The 23,657-nt window shown below is 42.0% G+C and carries 17 protein-coding genes; 7 read left to right on the top strand and 10 right to left on the bottom strand.

Annotated elements, in window-relative coordinates; translation table 11 throughout:
- Nucleotides 1-181: 181 nt before the first annotated feature.
- Both AC2FA3_RS05675 and guaA read right to left on the bottom strand, forming a co-directional pair.
- A complete protein-coding gene (locus AC2FA3_RS05675; RefSeq protein ID WP_490508712.1) occupies nt 182-1,228 on the bottom strand; it encodes an RES family NAD+ phosphorylase in 1,047 nt (348 codons plus the stop codon).
- 150 nt (nt 1,229-1,378) lie between these two features.
- A complete protein-coding gene (gene guaA, locus AC2FA3_RS05670) occupies nt 1,379-2,992 on the bottom strand; it encodes a glutamine-hydrolyzing GMP synthase (protein WP_490508711.1) in 1,614 nt (537 codons plus the stop codon).
- Nucleotides 2,993-3,624: 632 nt separating this feature from the next.
- On the opposite strand from guaA, the gene AC2FA3_RS05665 reads away from it, so the two are divergent.
- The 3 genes from AC2FA3_RS05665 (at nt 3,625) to AC2FA3_RS05655 (ending at nt 8,841) form a co-directional block, all read left to right on the top strand.
- Nucleotides 3,625-5,373, top strand: coding sequence for an FAD-binding oxidoreductase (locus tag AC2FA3_RS05665; protein WP_490508710.1), 1,749 nt, complete (start codon nt 3,625-3,627; stop codon nt 5,371-5,373).
- Nucleotides 5,374-5,453: 80 nt separating this feature from the next.
- Nucleotides 5,454-7,109 (top strand): glycerol-3-phosphate dehydrogenase/oxidase, encoded by a 1,656-nt coding sequence (locus AC2FA3_RS05660; protein WP_490508709.1) that lies wholly within the window; start codon nt 5,454-5,456, stop codon nt 7,107-7,109.
- A 163-nt stretch (nt 7,110-7,272) separates the two neighbouring features.
- Nucleotides 7,273-8,841: an FGGY-family carbohydrate kinase gene (locus tag AC2FA3_RS05655; protein ID WP_490508708.1), complete on the top strand. Its 1,569-nt coding sequence runs from the start codon at nt 7,273-7,275 to the stop codon at nt 8,839-8,841.
- Here AC2FA3_RS05655 and AC2FA3_RS05650 read toward each other — a convergent pair.
- The 3 genes from AC2FA3_RS05650 to AC2FA3_RS05640 all read right to left on the bottom strand — a co-directional run bounded on the left by AC2FA3_RS05650 (nt 8,834) and on the right by AC2FA3_RS05640 (nt 12,092).
- Nucleotides 8,834-10,015: a MalY/PatB family protein gene (locus AC2FA3_RS05650; protein ID WP_490508707.1), complete on the bottom strand. Its 1,182-nt coding sequence runs from the start codon at nt 10,013-10,015 to the stop codon at nt 8,834-8,836. The two genes, AC2FA3_RS05655 and AC2FA3_RS05650, sit on opposite strands and share 8 nt — an antisense overlap.
- A 245-nt stretch (nt 10,016-10,260) precedes the next feature.
- Nucleotides 10,261-11,247: a hypothetical protein gene (locus AC2FA3_RS05645; RefSeq protein WP_490508706.1), complete on the bottom strand. Its 987-nt coding sequence runs from the start codon at nt 11,245-11,247 to the stop codon at nt 10,261-10,263.
- Nucleotides 11,248-11,264: 17 nt separating this feature from the next.
- Complete coding sequence (locus AC2FA3_RS05640; RefSeq protein WP_490508705.1) at nt 11,265-12,092, bottom strand: crotonase/enoyl-CoA hydratase family protein; 828 nt, start codon at nt 12,090-12,092, stop codon at nt 11,265-11,267.
- 203 nt (nt 12,093-12,295) lie between these two features.
- Between AC2FA3_RS05640 and AC2FA3_RS05635 the strand changes: the two genes are divergently transcribed.
- The gene (locus AC2FA3_RS05635; RefSeq protein WP_490508704.1) at nt 12,296-13,033 is read left to right on the top strand and encodes a LysE family translocator; all 738 of its coding nucleotides are present in this window, start codon (nt 12,296-12,298) and stop codon (nt 13,031-13,033) included.
- Between the two features lie 14 nt (nt 13,034-13,047).
- Nucleotides 13,048-14,136 (top strand): 23S rRNA (adenine(1618)-N(6))-methyltransferase RlmF, encoded by a 1,089-nt coding sequence (gene rlmF, locus AC2FA3_RS05630; RefSeq protein WP_490508703.1) that lies wholly within the window; start codon nt 13,048-13,050, stop codon nt 14,134-14,136.
- Between the two features lie 106 nt (nt 14,137-14,242).
- Here the strand turns inward: rlmF and AC2FA3_RS05625 are convergent, their stop codons facing one another.
- The 5 genes from AC2FA3_RS05625 to dnaA all read right to left on the bottom strand — a co-directional run bounded on the left by AC2FA3_RS05625 (nt 14,243) and on the right by dnaA (nt 22,313).
- On the bottom strand, nt 14,243-14,851 hold the full coding sequence (locus AC2FA3_RS05625) for a manganese efflux pump MntP (RefSeq protein ID WP_490508702.1): 609 nt from the start codon (nt 14,849-14,851) through the stop codon (nt 14,243-14,245).
- Between the two features lie 125 nt (nt 14,852-14,976).
- Nucleotides 14,977-17,598 (bottom strand): DNA topoisomerase (ATP-hydrolyzing) subunit B, encoded by a 2,622-nt coding sequence (gene gyrB, locus AC2FA3_RS05620; protein ID WP_490508700.1) that lies wholly within the window; start codon nt 17,596-17,598, stop codon nt 14,977-14,979.
- Between the two features lie 573 nt (nt 17,599-18,171).
- Nucleotides 18,172-19,422, bottom strand: coding sequence for a DNA replication/repair protein RecF (recF, locus tag AC2FA3_RS05615; protein ID WP_490508699.1), 1,251 nt, complete (start codon nt 19,420-19,422; stop codon nt 18,172-18,174).
- 78 nt (nt 19,423-19,500) lie between these two features.
- Nucleotides 19,501-20,676, bottom strand: a complete 1,176-nt coding sequence (gene dnaN, locus AC2FA3_RS05610) for a DNA polymerase III subunit beta (RefSeq protein ID WP_490508698.1) — start codon at nt 20,674-20,676, stop codon at nt 19,501-19,503.
- 191 nt (nt 20,677-20,867) lie between these two features.
- Nucleotides 20,868-22,313: a chromosomal replication initiator protein DnaA gene (gene dnaA / locus AC2FA3_RS05605; RefSeq protein ID WP_490508697.1), complete on the bottom strand. Its 1,446-nt coding sequence runs from the start codon at nt 22,311-22,313 to the stop codon at nt 20,868-20,870.
- Nucleotides 22,314-22,950: 637 nt separating this feature from the next.
- On the opposite strand from dnaA, the gene rpmH reads away from it, so the two are divergent.
- Nucleotides 22,951-23,085: a 50S ribosomal protein L34 gene (rpmH, locus tag AC2FA3_RS05600; protein WP_007394757.1), complete on the top strand. Its 135-nt coding sequence runs from the start codon at nt 22,951-22,953 to the stop codon at nt 23,083-23,085.
- 200 nt (nt 23,086-23,285) lie between these two features.
- A complete protein-coding gene (rnpA, locus tag AC2FA3_RS05595; RefSeq protein WP_490508696.1) occupies nt 23,286-23,657 on the top strand; it encodes a ribonuclease P protein component in 372 nt (123 codons plus the stop codon).

Genomic DNA, 23,657 nt, shown 5'->3' with positions numbered 1-23,657 from the left:
AAGCGGTTGATGTGAAAATGCAGGCTGAGAAGAAAGGTAAGGTGTTGTTGAAGCCTTAGTCTGTTATAAGCTATTGAAAATTAAGCTTAACGGCAGTGTAGATAACACTGTCGTTATTTGTTAAATAATCAGTTTGCGATTACAAATTAGTCAAAATAATAATGTATCAAAAACCAACAAGCTAACTCACATCTGCTGGACCAAAAAAATAATCATATACTACTCTATTTAGAATTAATTTATTTATACTTAAAACTTCAACTTTCTTATCCTCTATAGGTTTTCCAAAAATCGCAATGTTCGGAATTTTACCTGAGATTTCAATCTTCTTAAACTCATCTATCTTATTATCTAAACTCTGATATACAGAAGGGAACGGAAGTCTTCCTAACCTAGCCTGCGTAAAAAAAGATGGAAATATTATGCCATCAAAACCTTTTTTATAAGCTTCCAAACTTAGCATTCTTAAAATTTCATAGGAATGTTTACTAGCATAAGACAGCATCATAATAGTAATATTCAAACTCTCAAACTCAGTAGTATTTTCCGGAATTTCTACACTTAAATCTAACATTTTCAAGTTTACAGACGGACTAATTGTGGCGACGTATAGCTCATCAGTTACACTTACCCTGCACTCATGAATACAAACCTCTAAATCCTGTGAAGCATAAAACACTTTAAAGTCTTTTGAGTCCAGCCTACCTTCACCCGGATAAGGCGAGCTATCATACTGTTCTATATCATTTGGTTTGCTTGGGTTAACTCTCAACCTATAGATTTTCTTTGATCTATTAAGCTCAAAAGTAGGGAATTCATTAATTATTTTATGTATTACATTCATTCTCTTATTGATATCTTGGATATCTTCTAAATGTGTGATTTGACCAAGCATCCATAATCTAGGCCCATAATGGAAAAAACCTATTCCAAGATTTTTTTCAAAAAGCTTTATATCTTTGTCAACGTCATAAGTACAAAGAATATCTGTTTCCTGATATTCATTAAATTGGATACGAGGCGCACATCCATAATCAGACTTTATACTACTTCCCATAACAAAAAACTGGTGAGCTATATCTTTTAAAAGACTTTTTGTTAGCTTGTAGCCATCGCTTTGGTCACAGTGATTACATTTAGATTCGTGTTTTATGCCAAGCTTCTGTGCTGAAATCCGTAAGCCGTGATTAGAAAAACAGCTCGAACATAAAATGTAAGATTCGTTCACTTTTATATCCAAAAAATTAATTGTTATTTGTAGATTCTACCTTAAATGTACTTCGAGAAATTTAAATTAATCAGACCAATTAACCAAAAAAAACACCCAACCAAGTTGAGTGTTTTTTTATTTCAGCTAAAGACTAAATAAGGTAAAAACCTATTCCCACTCAATAGTAGCCGGCGGCTTGCTCGATACATCATAAGTCACGCGTGATACCTCAGCGATTTCATTCATGATGCGATTCGATACCGTCTCAATCAAGTCATACGGCAGATGGGCAAAACGCGCGGTCATAAAGTCGACGGTTTCAACGGCACGTAACGCAATCACCCACGCATAACGGCGACCATCACCGACCACGCCGACCGACTTAATCGGTTGGAATACCGCAAATGCTTGCGCGGTCTTCTCATACCAGCCTGATTTCTCTAACTCTTCCATAAAGATGGCATCAGCAGAACGCAGAATATCAGCAAATTCTTTGGTCACTTCGCCCAAGATACGCACGCCCAAACCCGGTCCTGGGAACGGATGACGGCTAATCATCTTCGCCGGTAGACCAAGGGTAATACCCAATTTACGCACTTCATCTTTAAACAAATCACGTAACGGCTCAACCAATTCAAACGCCAAATCATCCGGCAAACCGCCGACATTATGATGGCTCTTAATCACATGGGCTTTACCTTGATGCGACTTGGCTGATTCGATAACGTCAGGATAAATTGTTCCTTGTGCCAAGAACTCAATCACTTTGCCATCGCTTTGCTCACTGACTTCACGAGCACTATTAGCGAATACATCGATAAAGGTTTTACCGATGATTTTGCGCTTGGCTTCAGGGTCAGACTCGCCAGCCAATGCGGTTAAGAATAATTCTTCAGCATCGACACGGATGACCTTTACACCCATGTTTTCTGCGAAAATTTGCATCACTTGGTCGCCCTCATGCAGACGGAGCAAGCCAGTATCAACAAACACACAGGTTAATTGATCGCCAATGGCTTTATGCAACAATGCCGCGACGACTGAGCTGTCAACACCGCCAGATAAACCGAGCAATACTTGCTTATCACCAATTTGCTTTTTCAGCTGTTTGATACGCATATCAATGATGTTATCAGGCGTCCAGCTACCAGCACAGCCACAGATATCATGGACAAAACGACCAAGCAACGCAGAACCTTGCGCGGTATGTGTGACTTCAGGATGGAACTGGAGACCATAATAGTGGCGCGAATCGTCTGCCATGATAGCAATCGGACAGCTTGGTGTACTGGCCACAATGTCAAAACCTTGTGGCGCATCGACCACTTTATCGCCATGACTCATCCATACATTTAGCTTAGCTGCGGCGTCTTCGATACCATCAGTCAGCGTTGATTTGCCATCGATATTGATGGTTGCGGCGCCAAACTCATGGATATCACTGGCGTGAACTTTACCACCGAAGCGATCTGCCATCGCTTGCATACCGTAGCAGATACCAAGTACAGGTACGCCTAAGTCGAATACAGCATCGTTAATGCGTGGGCTGTTTTCCGCATGGACGCTCTCAGGACCACCAGATAAGATGATGCCTTTTGCACCAAAATCGGTGATACGCTGAGTATCGATATCAAACGGGAACATCTCACAGAATACGCCTGAATCGCGTACACGGCGGGCGATAAGCTGGCTGTATTGTGAGCCAAAATCAAGGATTAAGATACGGTCTGCTTTTATTATAGGCATAGTAGGTATTGCAGGAGTGGCAGCGGCAGTGGTCATAAATCGATGTCCATCAAGAAAAAATTAGTGCCCTATTTTAACAAGTTTGCGCGCATTAATGGCTATTAGATGGTTAATTATCTATGATTTTTGCGAGTTATTAGTATTTATAGGTAATTATTGATAGTTATTAGCGGATATTTAGGGTTATTTGAATATTAGGAAAATAAGCGTATAACTTAAGCAGCAAGCTCAACAATATATTTAACAGCTTCACAAGACTTTTTTTAACGCATGACTACGCAGTGATAAGAATAGTATTCCTGAAAGAGCATTGATAATTAACCACCAAACAAAAAGTCATGAATTTTTATTATACAAATGACGAGTCTATATGAAATTTTTGTTTATATTGTGCTATGCTCAGATTATCAGCACTTGGCTTTAACGCTGTAGAGTGTGCATGGTTTACCCAAGCTAACGATCTGTCGTTAAGCAGTGTTTAATTAAATTAGTCCTAATTATTTAGACCAGATCTAAATCCAAACTTAAATAACAGTGATAGTCGGTTCAAGATAATTTGGACACATGGAAGACGAGTAATATTACTACAGGATAGTAGACTGCGCGCCTGAACCTGTGTCCAATTTATATAGAGTTTGACTATATATAAAATTGACAGGTATGTCCCTATGAGCAACATCACATCTCTTTTCCGTAAAAAAGCTATCTCTACTAATACTGATAATATTTCTTTAGATACGGCTTCAAAAGATAACGACCCCACCAATACACCTGCTAATACATCCGCCAACACTCCTATTGAGCAGACGCGCTGGAATGGTTGGGGCAATATCAATATTAATAAAAAAGTTTCGCCACATGGCGCAAAACTGATCAAATCACACATCGGTAAAACCAAAAAACTAAACTCTGTCAGTTTGGCGCAGGTACTCAAAACCGTACCAAAATCGCGCTTGCCTGCTGCCCTGACTAAGCTGGATACGGTATCTATCGATAACGAAGTCAGACTCAGACACGCCCGTGGTCAAAGCTTTCCAGACTGGATAGCCATGCATGGTGGCGACTTTGAGGTCTTTCCTGATGGCGTCGCTTTTCCTGAATCGACCACTGATGTCGAAACCTTATTAAAGCTAGCGAGCGAGCACGACCTTATCGTCATTCCTTTTGGCGGCGGCACTTCAGTAGCGGGCCATATCAATCCACAAAAAGGTTCACGCCCCGTATTGACCATTGCCATGAGCAAGATGGATCAACTTATTGATTTAGATAACGAAAGCCAAATTGCTACTTTTGGCGCAGGCACACAAGGGCCAGCAGTCGAAGCACAACTGGACGCACACGGCTATCGTTTGGGACATTATCCACAGTCTTGGGAGCTATCGACACTTGGTGGCTGGATTGCAGCGCGCTCTAGTGGTCAGCAGTCTTTAGGCTACGGGCGTATCGAGCAGATGTTTGCTGGCGGTACGTTGGTGACGCCGCAAGGGGTACTCAATATTGCTGATATTCCAGCGTCAGCGGCAGGGCCTGATCTGCGCGAGATGATGATGGGCACTGAAGGTCGCGCTGGTATTTTTACCGAAGTGAAAATGCGTGTGCAGTCGCAACCAGAAGAAGAGCTGTTTAAAGTCGCCTTTTTACCCAACTGGGAAGCGGGTAAAGAAGTGCTAAGACAAGCCGTGCAAAAAAATATTCGCTTATCTATGCTGCGCTTGAGTAATGCTGTCGAGACTGACGCGCATCTACATTTGGGTACGACGCCGAGCCAGTTTATGGCCATCAGCACTTATCTAAAAGCGCGCGGACTCAGCTCAGAAAAAGTCATGCTCACTTATGGCGTATCAGGGGATAAAGCGCAGAATAAACTGGCGCTGACGCAGTTTAATAAGCTATTAAAGCAGCAGAATAGTGTCACTGGTAAAATAACCGATATCATGGGTAGTGTGTGGGCACATGGACGCTTTAAATTCCCTTATTTGCGCGGCACTTTGTGGGAAAAAGGCATCATGGTCGATACCTTTGAGACCGCAACCAACTGGAATCATATCGACGAGCAGATGCAGCAGATGCAAGAAGCCGTTCGGACTTCCTTGGCAGATGAAGGCGAAGAAGTAATGGCCTTTACCCATATCTCTCACGTCTATAAGCAAGGTGCTAGCCTCTATACCACTTACTTCTTTAGAGCGGCTAAAGATCATGCCAGCACCTTAAGCCGCTGGCAGAAAATCAAACATGCCGCCAGTTTAAGTCTGGCCAATGGTACAGCGACGATATCGCATCAGCATGGTGTTGGTCGCGATCATGCCCCGTACCTTGCTGCCGAAAAAGGTAAGCTCGGTATTCAAGTAACCCATGATATGCTCAAAAGCTTGGACCCTGAGCAGCGCATGAATCCGGGTGTTTTAATTAAAGAGTAAAAGGCAGCGGTCGCCTGACTGGGTGGCTTAAACACATTGAGTCACTGATTAACCTGAGTGTCATTTGAGATGAGTCGTTTATGAACCAAGCCAATCAACATCAGCAACGCACGCAAGCATTAGCGCCACTATCTCGCGCTGAGCCATGGGATATGCTCATCATTGGTGGCGGGATTACTGGCGCTGGGATTGCTCGTGAAGCAGCAAGGCGCGGTTTAGCGGTGTTACTGATTGAGCAAAAAGACTTTGCTTGGGGCACGTCCAGCCGCTCTAGCAAAATGGTACATGGCGGGCTGCGCTACATTGCCTCAGGTGATTATAAAACCACTTTGCTGAGCGTGCGTGAGCGCGAGCGGATGCTCAGAGAAGCAAGTGGTCTCGTCAACGAGATGCATTATGTTATGCCGCATTATAAAGGCAAGTTTCCACCGCCATGGATATTCAATACCTTGCTACGTGTCTACGATGGGCTCGCGGGCAAGCGCTACTCTAAATACTTTAAAAAAGACGCTTTTTTACAGCTTAATCCGCATATCAAACAAGATAAGTTTTTAGGTGCCAGTCAGTTTAGTGATGCAGTGACCGATGACTCACGCCTTGTGATGCGGGTACTTGATGAAGCCATCCATGATGGTGCACAGGCGATTAATTACCTTAAAGCTGAGTCATTAATTACTAATGAGCAAGGCTTGGTGGTTGGCGCTACTCTATTAGATACTTCTGCTGAAGATAGCAATCATACTTACGATATTCATGCCAAAGTGGTGGTTAGTGCCACGGGGGCTTGGGCTGATACCTTACGTATGCAAGCAAGCAAACAAACAGAAAAAAGCTTTCATAAGCAAATTCGCCCGTCGCGTGGCAGCCATCTGGTGGTCAGTCAAGAGCGCCTACCAATCAAGCAAGCCTATACCTTTTTGCATCCTGTCGATAAAAGAGCCGTCTTTGTCTTTCCGTGGGAAAACCGTACTGTCCTTGGAACAACCGATTTGGATCATCCGCCATTAGACGATAACGAAGTCGGTATCACTAATGAAGAGGTGGATTACCTATTGGCGGCGACCAATAATCTCTTTGATAATGTAGACATTAGCCGAAAGGATGTCATCAGCTCATGGGCAGGCGTGCGTCCACTGATTTCTGATGGCGGTGATGGTGAGCGCGTCAGCCCGAGTAAAGAAAAACGCGACCATAGCATCTGGTTGGATAATAATTTGGTCACCGTCAGCGGTGGCAAGCTGACTACCTTTCGCCTAATCGCCCTTGATGTATTAAAGGTTTGTCAAAAGGTGCTCGAACTTGATGAGTCGGCTACTCAAAATAATGTCTCATATAGCAGCCAAGTCTTTAGTAATCAACCGCCAACCAATCCCAAGTTTTCAACCCTAACACCACTATTGCAACAACGCTTGCTAGGGTTTTACGGTCTACAGCTTGATGCCTTATTAGAGTTAGCACATGATAATGACTTGGCTTATGTGACCGATAGCAATACCATTTGGGCGGAGATTCGCTTTGCCGCCCATTATGAACAGGTTATCCATTTGGACGATTTATTATTACGCCGTACGCGCTTAGGCTTGATACTGCCACATGGCGCGATGACCCCGCTGATTAGTGCAAGACTGAAGCAAATATGTCAGCAGGAGCTTGGCTGGGATCAGCAAAAATGGCAGCAAGAAGTTGAACGCTATACCCAATTATGGCAACGCTATTATCATCTGCCTGCGGCTTAGCGCTTTTTTATATTGTATTAATAGTAAATGCTACTGGTATAAGTTTTCCTTGCTTGCTGTGCCTACGCAGACAGAGGCTGCGGAAAACTTACCTCAGTAGCACACTATAATCATCGTATTTTTATTGAGCTATATATCTATTTCTACATAGTAAAGGACTACTATGACCCATAACCTTGATGCCCCTATTTATTTCTTAGCTATCGACAATGGCACCCAAAGTGTCAGAGCGCTTATCTTCGATCAATTCGGTAGCGAGATTGCCAAAGCCCGCGTCATTATCGAGCCGTATTTTTCAACGCAGCCAAATTTTGCAGAGCAACATGCCGATTATTATTGGCAAAAATTAAGCGAAGCCTGTCAGCAATTGTGGCAAAACTGCGATATTACGCCCGAGCAAATTGCCGGCGTCAGTCTCGCCACCCAGCGCTATACCATGATATGTTTGGACAAGGATAAACAACCGCTACGCCCAGCTATCGTCTGGATGGATTTGCGTCGCGGCGAAACCAATGACATAGGCTTCTTAAATCCGCTAACCAAAATCATCGGCATGGGTGAGCTGGTACAAGAAGCGCAGCAAAAAGCCCGCTGTAATTGGCTCGCGCAAAACGAGCCTGAGGTTTGGGCAAAGACGGCGCATTATGTCAATCTCTCCGCCTATCTCACATACCAACTCACCGGCGAACTCGCCGATTCGACAGGCCATTCGGTTGGCTATTTGCCTTATGACTATAAAGCGCAAACGTGGATGAAACCGAAAGATTTAAAATGGCGCTTATTTAGCTGCCGACCTGAGCAAATGCCTAAGATTGTTCCGCCAGGTCAGCCACTTGGTCATATTATTGCCAAAGCGGCTAAAGCAACGGGGATATTAGAAGGTACACCGATGATTGCTGCCGCTAGTGATAAAGCTTGCGAAGCTTTGGGTTCAGCAGGCCTCGCAGCAGATACTGCCTGTTTAAGTTTTGGCACTACTGCGACGATCAATACGACCTCGAGCAATTATGTCGAGATACTTAAACATATGCCCGCCTACACCGCTGCTGCGCCGAACTACTATAATCACGAATATATGATTTATCGTGGCTTTTGGATGGTCAGCTGGTTTAAAGAACAATTTGCTCAATATGAAGAACACCTAGCAAAGACGCAAGGCATTGATACCGAAAAACTCCTCGATCAAGCGGTAAAAGACATTCCGGCAGGCTGTATGGGATTAATGATGCAGCCGTATTGGTCGCCCGGTGTCCGTCATCCAGGGCTTGAAGGCAAAGGCGCACTCATTGGTTTTGGCGATGTACATACGCGAGCGCATGTTTATCGCGCCATTTTGGAGGGGCTCGCATACGAGCTAAAACTAGGCTTCGATACCATTGAAAAACGCACAGGCAAAAACATCAAACACCTACGCGTCTCAGGTGGCGGCTCTCAAAGTGACTCAGCGATGCAGCTTACCGCCGATATCTTCGGCATGCCCGCTTATCGACCTCATACTTATGAAGCCTCGGGACTAGGCGCTGCCATTAACTGTGCGGTGGGACTTGGCATTTATCCTGATCACGCGACTGCAAGCGAGGCGATGACCCATTTGGGCGATGAATTTGTGCCCATTGACGCCAATGTCCAGCTCTATAAACGCCTTTATAATGAAGTTTATCTCAAAATGTATGAGCGCTTAAAACCTTTATATCAAAGCATTCAGGATATTACCGGTTATCCTGCTAAATGACATTACTGTTTAAAACATCGCCATTTAAGGCTTTATGCATGCGATTTAAGCCCTCTAACAGCAGCACTTTAGGGCACGCTACATTAAGGCGCATTTTAAGATGACCCTCCTTGCCGTATTTGTTACCCGCATTAAGCTCAACCTTAGCGTCTCTCAGAGTGTCATAAAGCACTTGATCCTCTTGCGCATACGCCGAGCAATCCAGCCATATCAAATACGAGGCTTCTGGGCGCATGACCTTAACTTTGGACAGATTTTCTTCTAAAAACTGCAGGGTTAAGTCGATATTGGCTTCAATATAATTAAGCGCCTGCGCTAACCATTCACCACCTTCTTCATAAGCATTACGCATCACCTCATAAGCAAATAAGTTAAGCTCATACTCATCATTTAAACGCTGCTGCTGACTGATTTTTCTGAGCAACGCCTCATCTTTAGCAAAGATCATCGAGCCTTTGATACCAGCCACGTTAAAGGTTTTGGTCATCGAGGTTAGGCTGACGACTTTATGCTCATAGCCTTCTATTTCTGCTAGTTTTAAAAAAGGCGTAAAAGTGTAATCGCTTAAGGTTAAATCTTGATGAATCTCATCACTGACAATCGCCACATCATATTTTTTGCAAAGCGCAAGCAGCGCTTGAAGCTCATCGGTCGTCCACACGCGCCCGCCCGGATTGTGCGGGTTACACAATAAATAAAGCTTAACCTTATTCTCGACAATCTTAGCTTCGATATCAGCCAAATCTAAATAATACTTACCATCGACTTCCTTTAATGCAGAAGTCACAAGCGTGCGACCGTTTTGCTCAACCTTGGTCATAAAAGGCGTATAAATAGGATCACTAACTAGTACCGCATCGCCTATTTCGGTAAAAACGTTCATCATCAGTGCTAAGCTTGGCACAACGCCCAGCGAAAAAAGGATATCCTGCTTATCCAGCCACAAGTCATAACGACTGCCATGCCAGTCGATAATCGCTTGATACAACGGCTCGGTCGGCACGGTGTAACCCAATATGCCATGCTGCGCCACTTGCTGAATCGCCTTTAAAATAGGTTCGGCGGTCTTAAAATCCATATCCGCGACCCATAGCGGAATCGTCTCATCGCTATAGTGCCATTTGACTGACCCTGTATCACGTCTCTCGATTACTTCATCAAAGTTGTACAGCATTGTATTCTCCTAAGTTAGAAAAAATAATAGCTTAGGGTACAACACGAATGGCGTCATCGCCAATCGCTTTATGAGGTTTGCATAGACGTACTCTGAGATTAAGGCTAGAAGATTGATGCTGTGAAACACTAGAAATGTGGTCTAGGCATTTGATTATATCTAAGTAAATAGCCAATCCTGCGATCCGCTATTACTGTTTAACCTATAGATTATTTAGCGTACGAAATTAAAGAGGCGTTATTAATCTAACAGTCATAACCTCTATCATTAATAACAATATCAACTCCAAAAAAAGCAGAAAATTCGTCTGTATATTTATCTAATTGATTAACATCTATTACTTGATAAATACGAATACTACTTTTAAATCCCTCTATTTTAATCTGCATCCAACAACCACCCCAACCTTTTGCTGGATGTAAGTTATCAATCTGAATACTTTCAATTTTATTAGGTAATATCAAACAAAAATTATCACCCTTAAAGCCTATTACTTCATTTACATTATCAACCCAAACAATATTATCTTCATCATACTTGAGTAATGCCGTAACAAAGCTTGGTACAGGTTTTATACAGTAATCATAATAGTGATGATATTGCTCAATTTTAAGCCCATAGCTCATATAGTGAATTTTGCTAACAGTGCCTTGATGCTGATAATTACTATCTAGTAAAATAGGATAAGCATAATCTCTCTTATTATAAATATCTAAGCGAGTACACCTATCAGGTATCGAATAATTAAGAACGTAAAAGATATCTTTTATGCACAAATTGAAAGAGTCTTCATCCATAACCGTATTATCGGTATTTTTTTGCGCGTACGTCTTATATTTAGAGAGCATTCCTGCTAGCTTTGAGTAAGTGTCTGTATGTCTTAACCCCCCTCTAATATCGACTATATAATGCTGGATTGGCGACGCTAATGAAGTAGAGTTCCATAAAACCTTTGCATGATTAAATTTGATGTGACCTACTATAATAGGTAGATCAAAATGATAAAATTGCACACCATTGATATCTGTTTCTAGATGTCCTAAATTAAGCGCTAATAGTTCTGAATACGTAGTATTCCATGATATGCAATATGAAGAGTTTTTATCTACAGTGAAGAAATATAGAATATCTGGAGAGATATAAGGTGAAAGCTCTTCAAAGTCTGGTTGCCAACTTTTTGAAATTTTTAAAAAACACTTAGACCATATCGCTATTATTTTTTGCTTCCACATAAATTAGACCTTATATTTCACTTCCCCACAAACTCAGCTTCCCGTCTCTCAACCATCGCCATCGCACCCTCTTTCGCATCTTCTGAATGAAATAGCGGTGGCAGATAGGTATGAATGTTAGCCAATGCCGCGCTCGCGCCATTACGGCTGGCATCTTGCGCTGATGATAGTAACGCTTGTACGCCAAGCGGTGCGGCTTGGCAAATCTCTTTTGCGATAGACATCGCTCGTTCATACTCTTTGCCATTTGCTACGACTTCACTAACTAGATTAAGCTTATCAGCGGTTTGCGCGTCAAATGCTTTCCCAGTCAGCAAATACGGCATGGCTTTTTGCCAACCTGCAGCTTGTACGAAGCGTACCGTTGCGCCACCAAACGGCATGATACCGCGCTGGACTTCCATTTGCGCAAAGTTGCAGTTATCACTTGCGATAACGACATCACTATTGAGCATAAGCTCAATACCAGCGGTAAAGCACGTGCCTTGTACTGCGACGACGACTGGCTTACTGCGTAATTTGCCACCGATTCCCCACGGATCAATCTCGTTATCATTAAACTCAAACGCGCCTTTATCCCACTTATCCTGTAGCTCCATCAAATCAAGCCCTGCGGTAAAATGCTCCCCATGGGCGAATATCAGCGCACAGCGAAGATTGGCATCATTTTCGTATTGAGTGAGTGCCTCAGAGAGTTGCTTAATCATATGGCTGTCAAAGGCATTGCGTTTATCTGCACGATTGAGCCCGATCAAGCAGATGTAATCTTGGATGTCATAGGTAATGCGAGTGTCATTGCCAATGTCATTTACAGCATCATTGCTATTGTGTCTTTCCATAGTCATGATCTTATCCTTTTTAAAGCATTCATTTATAAAGTAAAAATTATACTAAATTGATATTAGTACAGCTAATAAACCTTCCTTTCAATATAGACATACGTCCGGTGCAACGCAAGCACCATATCAGCGGCAATATCGATATCAGTTGACCTCATTTACGATAAGTGCAACTATTATCCAACTCAAGACATGACTCAGAGCATTTTATGGAATTTTGGCACGGTTTTTTGCTTATCACCAGCGTCCATCTACTCGCTGCCGCCTCTCCGGGCCCTGATTTTGTATTGGTGTCGCAGCAAACCCTAGCAAAAGGGCGACGCACAGGTTTGATTTGTAGCCTTGGTATTACCTTGGGTCTTGCGATACATATCACTTATTCTGTGCTAGGACTGGCAACGGTGATTGCCCATTCGCAGCCATTATTGACCGCTATTAAATGGTTGGGTGGCAGTTATCTTATTTATCTAGGATGGCAAGGTATTCAAGCCAAACCTAAAAAGTCAGCAGATTTGGCGCATTCAATAGCACCAACAGATTCAGGCGCTCACGTTTCGCAAGATACACTTGCCAAGCAAACAACACTTGGCACTCACACAGCGCTTTCTGATAAAGCAATTTCTAATAAGAAACCGCCTACCGATACAGAATCGACCGCTTCCATTCTGCGCCGTGGCTTTTTTTGTAATGTGTTTAACCCAAAAGCGCCAGTATATTTCGTCGCGATATTTACCCTTGTCCTATCACCCGATATACCGCTTTGGCAACTGGCTATTTATGGCGTATGGATGATGGTCTTGCAGATGGCATGGTTTAGTACCGTGGTGATGTTACTGTCTATTCCTGCTATCCATCGTCGCTTTCAGCGTTTTGAGCATTGGATCGACCGCATATTGGGTACAGCGATGATAGTACTGGGATTAAATCTTATTTTACGTAGTCGATAAGGCGCTAGTGACTCGTGAAATCTGCTAAAATGGTGCATTATATTCAAACATCAAAGCCCGATACTATGACCAGTAAGCCTATAAACCATCGCCCGACCGCCAACAACCACAGAAACAGATCGCCTGAAACTGCCAAAAAATTAGGGCAGCTACACCCGCGCAATCCGCACCAAGGTCGCTATGACTTTGAAGTATTGACCCGTGCCTTACCTGAGCTTGCTAATCATACCATTACCAACCCCAAAGGCGAGTCGACGATTAATTTCTCGGACAGTGCAGCCGTTCGCGTCCTTAATCAGGCGTTACTGGCTCATTATTACGGTGTTAAATTTTGGGATATTCCTGAAGGTTATCTCTGCCCACCGATCCCTGGTCGTGCCGACTACATCCATTATATTGCCGATTTGCTTGCGCAAACGACACACGTGAATAAAGACAATACACCGCCAACAGGTAAAGAGATTCACGCCCTCGATATTGGCACCGGTGCCAGCGCGATTTATCCTATTGTTGGTAGCCAAAGCTATGGCTGGCGCTTTACGGCTTCAGACATTGACCCTATTTCAGTCAATACCGCCGCGCTTATTTGTGAGGCTAATCCCAAGCTAAAAAGCGCGGTTAAAGTCAAACTACAGACTGAGCCTAAATTTATCTTTAAAAATATCATAGGGCGCCAAGACTACTTTGATGTGGTGGTCTGTAATCCGCCGTTTCATGCGTCATTAGAGGAAGCGATGGAGGCCAATAGTCGTAAGCAGCATAATTTGCAACGACATCGTGGTAAGAATGAGAATGAACAAATCAGCCGTAGCTCAACTAAGTCAGGCAATGCCGCGCAAAACCTAAACTTTGGTGGTCAGCATAAAGAGTTGTGGTCTGAGGGTGGTGAGATTGCCTTCTTAACCAAGATGGCAAAAGAGAGTCAAGATTTTGCTGAGCATGTTGGCTGGTTCACAAGTTTAGTGTCAAAGTCTGAAAATGTAAAACCGTTGCAATTACTATTAAAACAACTTGGCGTCGCCCAAATGCGTATCATCGAGATGAGCCAAGGTCAAAAAAGCACGCGTATATTGGCATGGCGTTTTGATACTGACGAAGCATAAACAATAACTAATATAGAACAGTTATAGTTTCACGTGAAACAAAAAAAATACCGCTTTGATAAACGAAGCGGTTTTTTTTATAGAGTAAAAGATAGAAGTTAATAAACTAGCTGAAAAACATTACTTTTAAGCCAATAATTATAAGAACCAGCCCACCAAGCGCTTCCGCCTTATCCTCAAGATGCGTACCTGATTTTTTACCCAAGTAAATACCAAAGACGCTAAAAACAGCAGTGATAATAGCGATGATTAAGCAAGCTAACCATGCATTAAGCGTCAGTAAGTTTAAAGTAAAGCCTGCCGCCATCGCGTCAATACTGGTAGCGATAGCCAATGTAAACATCGTGCGATGATTGATGTTTTTCTTTAGACTGTCATTTACAGAAACTGTCTGATTATTTATATGCAACGCTTTATCTACAGCCTCTTCCCCATCTCCTAAAAACACTTCATAAAGCATTTTACCGCCAAGCACAATAAGGATACCACCACCAATCCACGGTGCAGCAGTCGCTAACCAGCCTAATAATACTGCACCCAATAAATAACCTATCAGTGGCATCACCCCCTGCGCAATACCGAAATATAAACCCGCATAAATCGCCAAACGCAGCAAATAATGCTTATCCTGTTTTTGCGACTTAGCGCCAAGCCCAATTGCGACGGCAAACGCATCCATCGCAAGCGCAATGGCAAGTAATATGACTTCAATCATTTTATTTTTCGCTTATTATTCTAAGTTTCACGTGAAACAAATCTAATGTTAAAAAAATACCACCTTGGATGCCAAAGCGGTATTTTTATTAACTAATAGTCATTAAGCAACTTTTTATAGCCAATTTAGATATCTAAATTAGATACTGTTAATGCATTCTCTTCGATGAAAATACGACGTGGCTCGACATGATCGCCCATTAGGCAGGTAAACATATGGTCAGCGGCAATCGCATCTTCAATCGTCACGCGTAACATACGACGGTTTTCAGGATCCATCGTGGTATCCCACAGCTGATCAGCGTTCATCTCACCCAGACCTTTATAGCGCTGAATCGCCAGACCACGACGTGCATCAAGCATCATTTGCTGCCATAGATAATCAAAGTCGCGTACTGGGATGTCTTTGGTCGTACCTACAGTTGCTTCACGGCGGATAAACGCATCTTCTGCAAGTAATGTATTCCATTCAGCTGATAAGCGCAGCAGCTTAGTATACTCACCTGAATTAATAAAGCTGGCATCTAGCAAATAATGATGCGCCAGTTGATGCACATAAACGGTAATACGTGGCAACCATTGGGCTTTAGCAGACTGTGCTTCACCGTCATTATCTAACGCAGCACCCGCTTCAGGCTCAATGACAGGTCTCATACCCAATAAATCGGCCGCAGCGGCATCCATATTTTTTGGTTGCGGCGCATGGATATTGACCAATTCAATCTCAGGATTTAAATCACTACCGAAGTGCTCAAGCTGCGTTTGTAATGATGCTTTCCACGCTTCCATTGCTGATTTATCATAGGTCATATCAGTGCTGAGCTTTGGCGTATGTGTCAGCGCATCCAATAACACCGCTGGATAACGAATCTGCAAACGCGCTTTTATAAGCTGGGTTTGGTTATAGTCATTTAACAACGTCTCAAGCGCTTGACCAGTAATGGCAGGCGCATCGGCACTGATATGTAGCCTAGTATTATCAATCGTTGATGATAATAAATACGCTTTTAGGGCTTCATCGTCTTTTAGATACAACTCTTGACGACCTTTTTTCACCTTATAAAGTGGTGGCTGAGCGATATAAATATAACCACGCTCAATCAATTCCGGCGTTTGACGGAAGAAGAAGGTTAACAGCAACGTACGAATGTGCGAGCCATCAACGTCCGCATCGGTCATGATGATAATTTTATGATAACGTACTTTGTCAGGATTATATTCATCCGGACCAATGCCGCAACCTAGCGCCGTAATCAAGTTACCCACTTCAGCAGAAGACAGCATTTTGTCAAAACGAGCACGCTCAACGTTAAGAATTTTACCTTTTAACGGCAAAATTGCTTGGGTCTTACGGCTACGACCTTGTTTTGCTGAACCACCTGCAGAGTCACCTTCCACAATATAAAGCTCTGACAATGCGGGATCTTTTTCTTGGCAATCCGCCAATTTACCCGGTAAACCTGCGATATCTAACGTGGTCTTGCGGCGCGTCATCTCGCGGGCTTTACGCGCCGCATCACGGGCACGGGCAGCATCAATAATCTTACTAGCGATTGCTTTACCAGTACTTGGATTTTCTAACAGATAATCGTTAAACTTATCATGCATTGCTGATTCAACAGCAGATTTTACTTCGCTTGAAACCAGCTTATCTTTGGTCTGGCTTGAGAACTTAGGATCTGGCACTTTCACAGAAACAATCGCCGTCAAACCTTCACGCGCATCATCACCAGTCGCGACCACTTTTTCTTTTTTAAATAAGTTTTCGCGGTCCATATAACTGTTTAAAACGCGTGTCAGCGCCGAACGGAAGCCTGATAAATGCGTACCACCATCGCGCTGCGGGATGTTATTGGTAAAGCACAATACTTTTTCGTTATAAGTATCTGTCCACTGTAGCGCCACTTCGACACTAATGCCGTCATCTTGCTCACTGACAAAATGAAAGACATCATTGATGCCGTCTTTACCGGCATTAATATAGCTGACGAATTCTGACAGACCGCCTTTATGTTCGAACTCATGACGCTTATCGATACGCTCATCGGTCAAAACAATACGCACACCCGAGTTTAAGAAAGACAGCTCACGTAGACGTTTAGCTAAAATATCATATTCAAAAATAGTGCCGGTAAAGACATCATGACTTGGGTAAAAACGAATTTGCGTACCTGTCTGATCCGTCGCTTCCATCTGCTGGATATCGCCGTCTGGTACACCATCGGTATAAGTTTGATGATAATGATAGCCTTCACGCCAGATATTCATCTCAAGCTTTTTAGATAAGGCGTTAACAACAGAAACACCGACGCCATGTAGACCGCCTGATACCTTATAACTGTTGTCATCAAACTTACCACCGGCGTGCAGTACGGTCATAATAACCTGTGCTGCCGACACCCCTTCTTCTGGATGGATATCCACAGGGACACCGCGACCGTTATCCATCACACTGACAGACTCGTCTTCATGAATAATAATGTCAATTTGGTCACAATGACCGGCCAACGCCTCATCAATCGAATTATCCACCACCTCAAAGACCATATGGTGCAAGCCGGTACCATCGTCAGTATCACCGATATACATACCAGGACGTACGCGCACTGCTTCTAACCCGCGCAATACACGAATATCTTTGGAGCTATAATCAGAGGGTAATCCTTGAGGGACGGCAGCGGGTGCAATAGTATCTAGAGCATTGTCTGGCATCAGTTGCTCGTGGTCGGTAGGTAATGAATCACTCATGTGCATTCCTTAATCTAGCCATCGTCAGCTATTTGTCATCAGTTCACCACGGCGGCAATACTGAATGACGTTATCTTAGATTTAACGTTTAGGGTTAAAATATTTAGTTATAGTATTCGATAAAACGTTATCAGATATTGTTTAAAGGATTATAAAACAGGGTTAAAAAATCAGCTCTAAGCCTAACCTGTTTTTAGATCACCGTTTTTCATATCTGCTTCTATTCTATTTTACCTATCGTTAAAGATAAGTAAAATTAAGCATATATTTATCAAATACTTAGGTGCCCATAAGTGTTAAGAAAACCTTAAACAATACTGATGAAAATTTGTAAGATAACTTGCTGATAATAGGATAAAAATAAAGCTCTATTTTAGCATTTTTTCGCCGCTAAGTCACTGTTTACTGACAGTTTTATCGATATTGAGCAAGTATTTTGGGATGTGAATTATTTTGCTAAAAAGGTAAGCGCAATAATGATATTTCAGGAAAGATATTATAAAGATGTGCTAAGGATTAAGCGCAAACTAAGCTGATATTGGTCATTAAAAATAACTTTTTATAAATTGTTATTTATAAAAGTGTTAAACTCCCTTGTTTCACATGAAACATCTTAGGTTCTGACCAATATTGATGCACCAACGGTAAAATTTCATCGGTCAAACTGGTCATAAACACCTGACATGGCAGCTGCGCTAACGTCGACAATAAAATCTCTATCGCCCTATCATCTAGCTCTGCTGTAATATCATCGAGCAAAACCACTGGAGTGGCTCTTGATTTGGTATGGAGGTTGGGTGCGATATCACTATTACCGTCTTTTCCTATAGCAAATGTGGTCTTTCCGTCATTAAGCAATAACGGCAATTGTGATAAGCGTAGAGCGGTAATTAACAATTTCTTCTCACCGCGAGACAACACATTGGCTGCTTGTTCTCTTAAAGTTGGTAGTTTGGTATTGAGGTCTGTGTTTGCGGTTGAATTTGAATTAGCATCCTTTGCATCGTCACTTGTCGTTTCTGATACATCACTAGAGCGCCAATGCACATGAATATCAGCACGATGGCTACCGATACGGGTATAACCCAGTTGTAAATCTTGTTCTAAACGCTCGTTAAGCTGCACATCAAGCGCTACAATGGTGTCATAGCCGGCATTATAGCTCAAGCTTAGTTGCTCAGCGTATGTAGGTAATAATTGCGCGATACTCTCAGCAAAATAAGGCTGCCACTCTGTAAAGATACGCTCACGATAATGATGAATAAGCGCAGCATGATTACCAAGCCCTTTATCCCAGGATTTTAGCTCAGCAAGCTGTACCTGTGTTAGATGGCGGCTCTTTTTTAGTAAACTATTGCGCTGTTTTAGTAAACGTTGATAGGCTACCCACTGTGGGTGAAAACCTTGTTTCATGTGAAACACTAGCCAATCTAATAGCTGCCGGCGACTGGCACTACCCTGCTCTAACATATCCATCGTCGATGGATCTATCAGTAGTGTGGGTAGCTGCTCAGTTAAGATACTTTGGTTGTAAACCGTGGTTTGATTGAGTCGTAAAACCGTCGTTGCGTCGGCTTGTTTTTGGATAGCTAAGGTACTTCTATCATTGAGCATAGCATGCACCGTTGCATATTTTTGATGATGCTGAATATAGCGTTTAGGCTGATGATGGCGAAAACTTTTACCTCTTGAAAGCAAAAATATCGCTTCAAGCAAGGAGGTTTTACCACTGCCATTTGCACCGATAATAACGTTGCAAGCAGCAGATTGTAGATTTACTTGGGTTAGATTACGCAGATGTGAAATTTGTAGACGTTCAATCATAACAGTGACAGCCGCCTATATTACGCCCACTATTTATCAGGCAAAAGTCCATTAATTAATATTTATTATAATATAAAACTATATACGCATTGGCATAATGACATACTGGTGGAACTCATCGTTGAGCTGATTAACCAGAACTGAGGCATTTGATTGGCTCATATGCATCTGTAAATCACCTTGAATCACACTTAAGACATCTTGCAGATACGCAGCATTAAATGACAGCTCCATCGGCTCGCCTTGATACTTCGCTTGTATCATCTCAACTGCTTCATCTTGCTCTGCGTTATTGGCGCGTACTTCTACCATACCATCACTGGCAAAGTTGAATACCACGCCGCGAGATTTTTCATTACTTAAAATCGATACACGGCGCAGCACATCAGTCATTTTTTCTTGGTTAAACAACGCCAATTTATCCGTATTGCTTGGCATGACGCGGCGATAATCAGGGAATTTACCGTCAATAAGACGTGCGGTAAAGGTCACCATTAAGTTATCACTCACCTGCCCTGCACTATCCACATCACCAAACGGCAAGCTAACTTGCAAGAATTCACGACCAAAGCTTAGTGTGACTGCATTGTCTTTATCACCTAACATCTTGCCAAGCTCAGAGGCTAAGCGCTCAAGCTCAATTACGGCTTTACGTGGTAAAATTGCCTGCATATTTAAATCTGCGCTAACGTCAATAACGCTACGTGCTAACGCCAATCGGTGGCCGTCGGTTGCAACCGTCGTCAACTGCTGCTGTGAAACATCAAATAACATGCCAGTTAGATAATAGCGAACATCTTGGATAGCCATTGCAAATTGGGTTTTATGAATCAAGTCGGTTAAACGGCTACGACTAATGGTCAAAGGTGTGATATTTTCAGGATTACCAAGACTTGGATAGTCCTCGCTAGGTAATGTCCCTAAAGTAAAACGACTTTTGCCACTGGTCAACAGGCAACGCTCATTTTCTTGCGTGGTAAGATTAACTTGCGCTTGCGACGGCAGTGATTTACAAATATCTTTCAGTTTGGTCGCAGGTAACGTCGTTGTACCAGCTTCAATACAAGCACCGGCAGGCAATTTCAACGTCGATGTCAGCTCTACTTCTAAATCAGATGCGGTCAAAATCAGCGCTGATTCAGACAACTGAAGCTTAATATTACCCAGAATAACCATATTGTGGCGCTTATCAGCAGCCTTGGCGATCAAGTTAATAGCTTTTAGTAACGACTCTCGATTAATCGATAATTGCATGCTTAGTTACTCTTGTTTATTAGTTGCTCTTATTAAAAGGATTTTTTATATGTTTTTAAATTATATGTTTTTAAAATAATGGCTTAATAATACCCTGTCTACTAACGATAATCCATAAAGCTTGTGTCTACTGACAATCTAATTATTATAAACCATGACGACTCATAACAACATCGTCACACCACAAGCTTCTAACCCGCTTGCAGCATCAAAGCTAAGGTTTTGTAATCCTTATCAAACGCCGGATCGGCGGCGCGTAGCTCATTTACTTTATCACAAGCATGCATCACTGTCGTATGGTCGCGACCGCCAAATGACTGCCCAATCTCAGGAAAACTATCACTGGTTAGCTCACGTGACAATGCCATTGCGATTTGACGCGGTCTTGCTATACTGCGCGTACGTTTTCTTCCCATCATATCTTTGATCGTAATATCGTAATATTCAGCGACTACTTTACGAATATTATCCATATTTACCGCTTGTACGCGCATCGCAACGATGTCTTTTAGCGCGTATTGCACCATCTCAAGCGTAATGGGGGCGCCCGTAAGATTGGCATTGGCAAATACCTGATTGAGCGCACCTTCTAAACGCCTCACGTTAGAAACCACATTTTGAGCGATAAATAAGGCACACTCTTTAGGGAGACTCATTCCGTAGGATGCCGCTTTTCTCTGTAAGATTTGTACACGTGTATCGATCTCTGGAGGATCAACCGCAACCGTCAAACCCCACGAAAAGCGAGATCTAAAACGTTCATCAAACTCAGTCATTTGTGATGGATGACGATCTGATGCCAAAATCAATTGCTTATCACCGCTGGTAAAGTCTGCAAACAAAGTCAAAAACTCATTACTACTTTTTGTCTTTCCTGCTAATACATGAATATCATCTACAATTAATAAATCTACTTTTTTTATTTTCTTTTTAAAATCTTCAATTTTATTATTTCTTAATGAATAAACCAATTGATTAATAAATTTTTCAGAAGTGAAATAATAAAAGCTTAGATTGTTTTTTAAATAGCGATGCGCTACAGAATGCATTAAATGCGTTTTTCCCAAACCAGAAGGTCCGTATATAAATAAAGGATTGTGCCGATTTTTTGATTGACGTTTTCCAAGCTCATAACAAGCTTTGTAAGCCAGGTTGTTAGACTTACCAGTAACAAAGGTCTCAAAGGTAAAATCGGGATTTAGATAGCTTAATGATTTGGCATCGGCAGACTCAATCAGTTCTGCATGACGCATATTGGCATCAATATCGGCTCTAGCAATATTATTATGGGTGGTTTGGAAATTGTGATCTGCAGGGGGAGAGGAGGGCTTATCGTCTTCAAACAATGAGCCTGACTGTAATTGATGGCTGTCATCTATGTCGCGACCAGCATTATCAACACGTACAATAACTTCTTCGATACTACCTTGGCTATGTTTAGTGACTAGCTGCTGGATATCTTGCAAATGATTCTTTTTGATATAGGTTACAAAGTAATCATTAGGAGCAAGAATAATCAAGCTACTGGCTTCTTGATGCGCTGATAATGGTCTTAACCACATCGTAAAGACGTTGTCTTTAACGTGATAACGTAAGTCATTTAGGCATTTATCCCAAATAGTTGCTGTATCAATCATGAAAAATACTAACCCCATAGTCCAAAATAATTGGTCAAAAAACAACTTTTTTTATTGTGAAAATCACTGAATTTTTACCCGTAGAGCTTCTCGTTTCTCAACTAAAAGTCTCTACGGTGAGATTACTTAAAATCATACACCAGCTAGGGGGCTAATCTAACACAAACAGCCTGTGGATAACACCTTGTTTTTTGTGGATAAGACTGTGGATAGTTTTGTGGATAAGTAAACAACATGAGTTATCCATATTTCACCCACAGGTTATCCACAACCTTACCCATAGTCTAGTTTTTTGATATTAAAGAGAAAAATAGACTTAACCACAGATAATACTGCTCCCAACAACAACAATATCTATATATATTAACAATTAATTATTATAGAGACCGACACAAACTGTGGATAACTTCCATCACTCAAAAACTAAAATAGATTTTCTAAGAAGTTAAATAGAGCTAGTAGCTATCAATATTCTTAACACCAAACAAGTAAATATGAAGAATTTAAAAAAGAATTTTATCTGTTATAAAATGCATCTGTAAAAACATGGGGTCAATTAGTTGATTGACCAAAATACTGTGTAGTGGTATAATCCTTCGCTATTACGAATTTAGTCCATTATTTTGATAGGTGAGTTATGAAACGTACATTCCAACCAAGCGTGATCAAGCGTAAACGTACTCACGGTTTCCGTGCTCGTATGGCAACTAAAAAAGGCCGTCAGGTCTTAGCTCGTCGCCGCGCTAAAGGACGTCATCGCCTTACTGTATAATCAGTAGATTGCGATAAGCATGGCTGTTAGTGCTTGTTGTGTATCTATTATTTATAGATTGCGATCGTCAATCATCACAACTGACACTTAGCCATATATTAAAAGCGCCCACATCGGCGCTTTTTTTGTCTCTATAATTTACCTTCGTTTCTACGCTATTATTTCTGCTAATATTATTAGCTCCTATACTAGGTTGTACTATGTCTAATACTGTTTCAGCCCTACCTAATGCTCGCTTCACCAAAGCGCAGCGCCTACTCACGCCTACTGCCTTCCGTGAGGTATTTGATGCACCTGAGCGTAAGCTTCATCAGAGCCATCTAATGGCGTTTGTACGTACCAATACTCATGAGCAACCTCGAGTCGGTATGGCGATTACTAAACGTAAAGTACCTACTGCTGTTGCACGAAATTTAATCAAACGTCAAGTACGTGAGCAGTTTCGCGTAAAAGCTAGTAACTTAGAAAACAAAGATATTGTTTTCATTGTCAAACAATCTATAAAAGGTTTAAGTAATAAAGAATTAATTAATGAAATTAATAATATTTTTAAAAAAATAGAAAAAAAATAG

The sequence above is a fragment of the Janibacter sp. CoH_79_TC_3 genome (assembly GCF_058197955.1).
This window is presented reverse-complemented; position numbering and strand designations above follow the sequence as displayed.

What these genes read in the sequence shown, in the direction of transcription:
- guaA (WP_490508711.1), bottom strand. Translation starts at nt 2,992, where the DNA reads ATGACCACTGCCGCTGCCACTCCTGCAATACCTACTATGCCTATAATA.
- AC2FA3_RS05665 (WP_490508710.1), top strand. Translation starts at nt 3,625, where the DNA reads ATGAGCAACATCACATCTCTTTTCCGTAAAAAAGCTATCTCTACTAAT.
- AC2FA3_RS05660 (WP_490508709.1), top strand. Translation starts at nt 5,454, where the DNA reads ATGAACCAAGCCAATCAACATCAGCAACGCACGCAAGCATTAGCGCCA.
- AC2FA3_RS05655 (WP_490508708.1), top strand. Translation starts at nt 7,273, where the DNA reads ATGACCCATAACCTTGATGCCCCTATTTATTTCTTAGCTATCGACAAT.
- AC2FA3_RS05650 (WP_490508707.1), bottom strand. Translation starts at nt 10,015, where the DNA reads ATGCTGTACAACTTTGATGAAGTAATCGAGAGACGTGATACAGGGTCA.
- AC2FA3_RS05645 (WP_490508706.1), bottom strand. Translation starts at nt 11,247, where the DNA reads ATGTGGAAGCAAAAAATAATAGCGATATGGTCTAAGTGTTTTTTAAAA.
- AC2FA3_RS05640 (WP_490508705.1), bottom strand. Translation starts at nt 12,092, where the DNA reads ATGACTATGGAAAGACACAATAGCAATGATGCTGTAAATGACATTGGC.
- AC2FA3_RS05635 (WP_490508704.1), top strand. Translation starts at nt 12,296, where the DNA reads ATGGAATTTTGGCACGGTTTTTTGCTTATCACCAGCGTCCATCTACTC.
- AC2FA3_RS05625 (WP_490508702.1), bottom strand. Translation starts at nt 14,851, where the DNA reads ATGATTGAAGTCATATTACTTGCCATTGCGCTTGCGATGGATGCGTTT.
- gyrB (WP_490508700.1), bottom strand. Translation starts at nt 17,598, where the DNA reads ATGAGTGATTCATTACCTACCGACCACGAGCAACTGATGCCAGACAAT.
- recF (WP_490508699.1), bottom strand. Translation starts at nt 19,422, where the DNA reads ATGATTGAACGTCTACAAATTTCACATCTGCGTAATCTAACCCAAGTA.
- dnaN (WP_490508698.1), bottom strand. Translation starts at nt 20,676, where the DNA reads ATGCAATTATCGATTAATCGAGAGTCGTTACTAAAAGCTATTAACTTG.
- dnaA (WP_490508697.1), bottom strand. Translation starts at nt 22,313, where the DNA reads ATGATTGATACAGCAACTATTTGGGATAAATGCCTAAATGACTTACGT.
- rpmH (WP_007394757.1), top strand. Translation starts at nt 22,951, where the DNA reads ATGAAACGTACATTCCAACCAAGCGTGATCAAGCGTAAACGTACTCAC.
- rnpA (WP_490508696.1), top strand. Translation starts at nt 23,286, where the DNA reads ATGTCTAATACTGTTTCAGCCCTACCTAATGCTCGCTTCACCAAAGCG.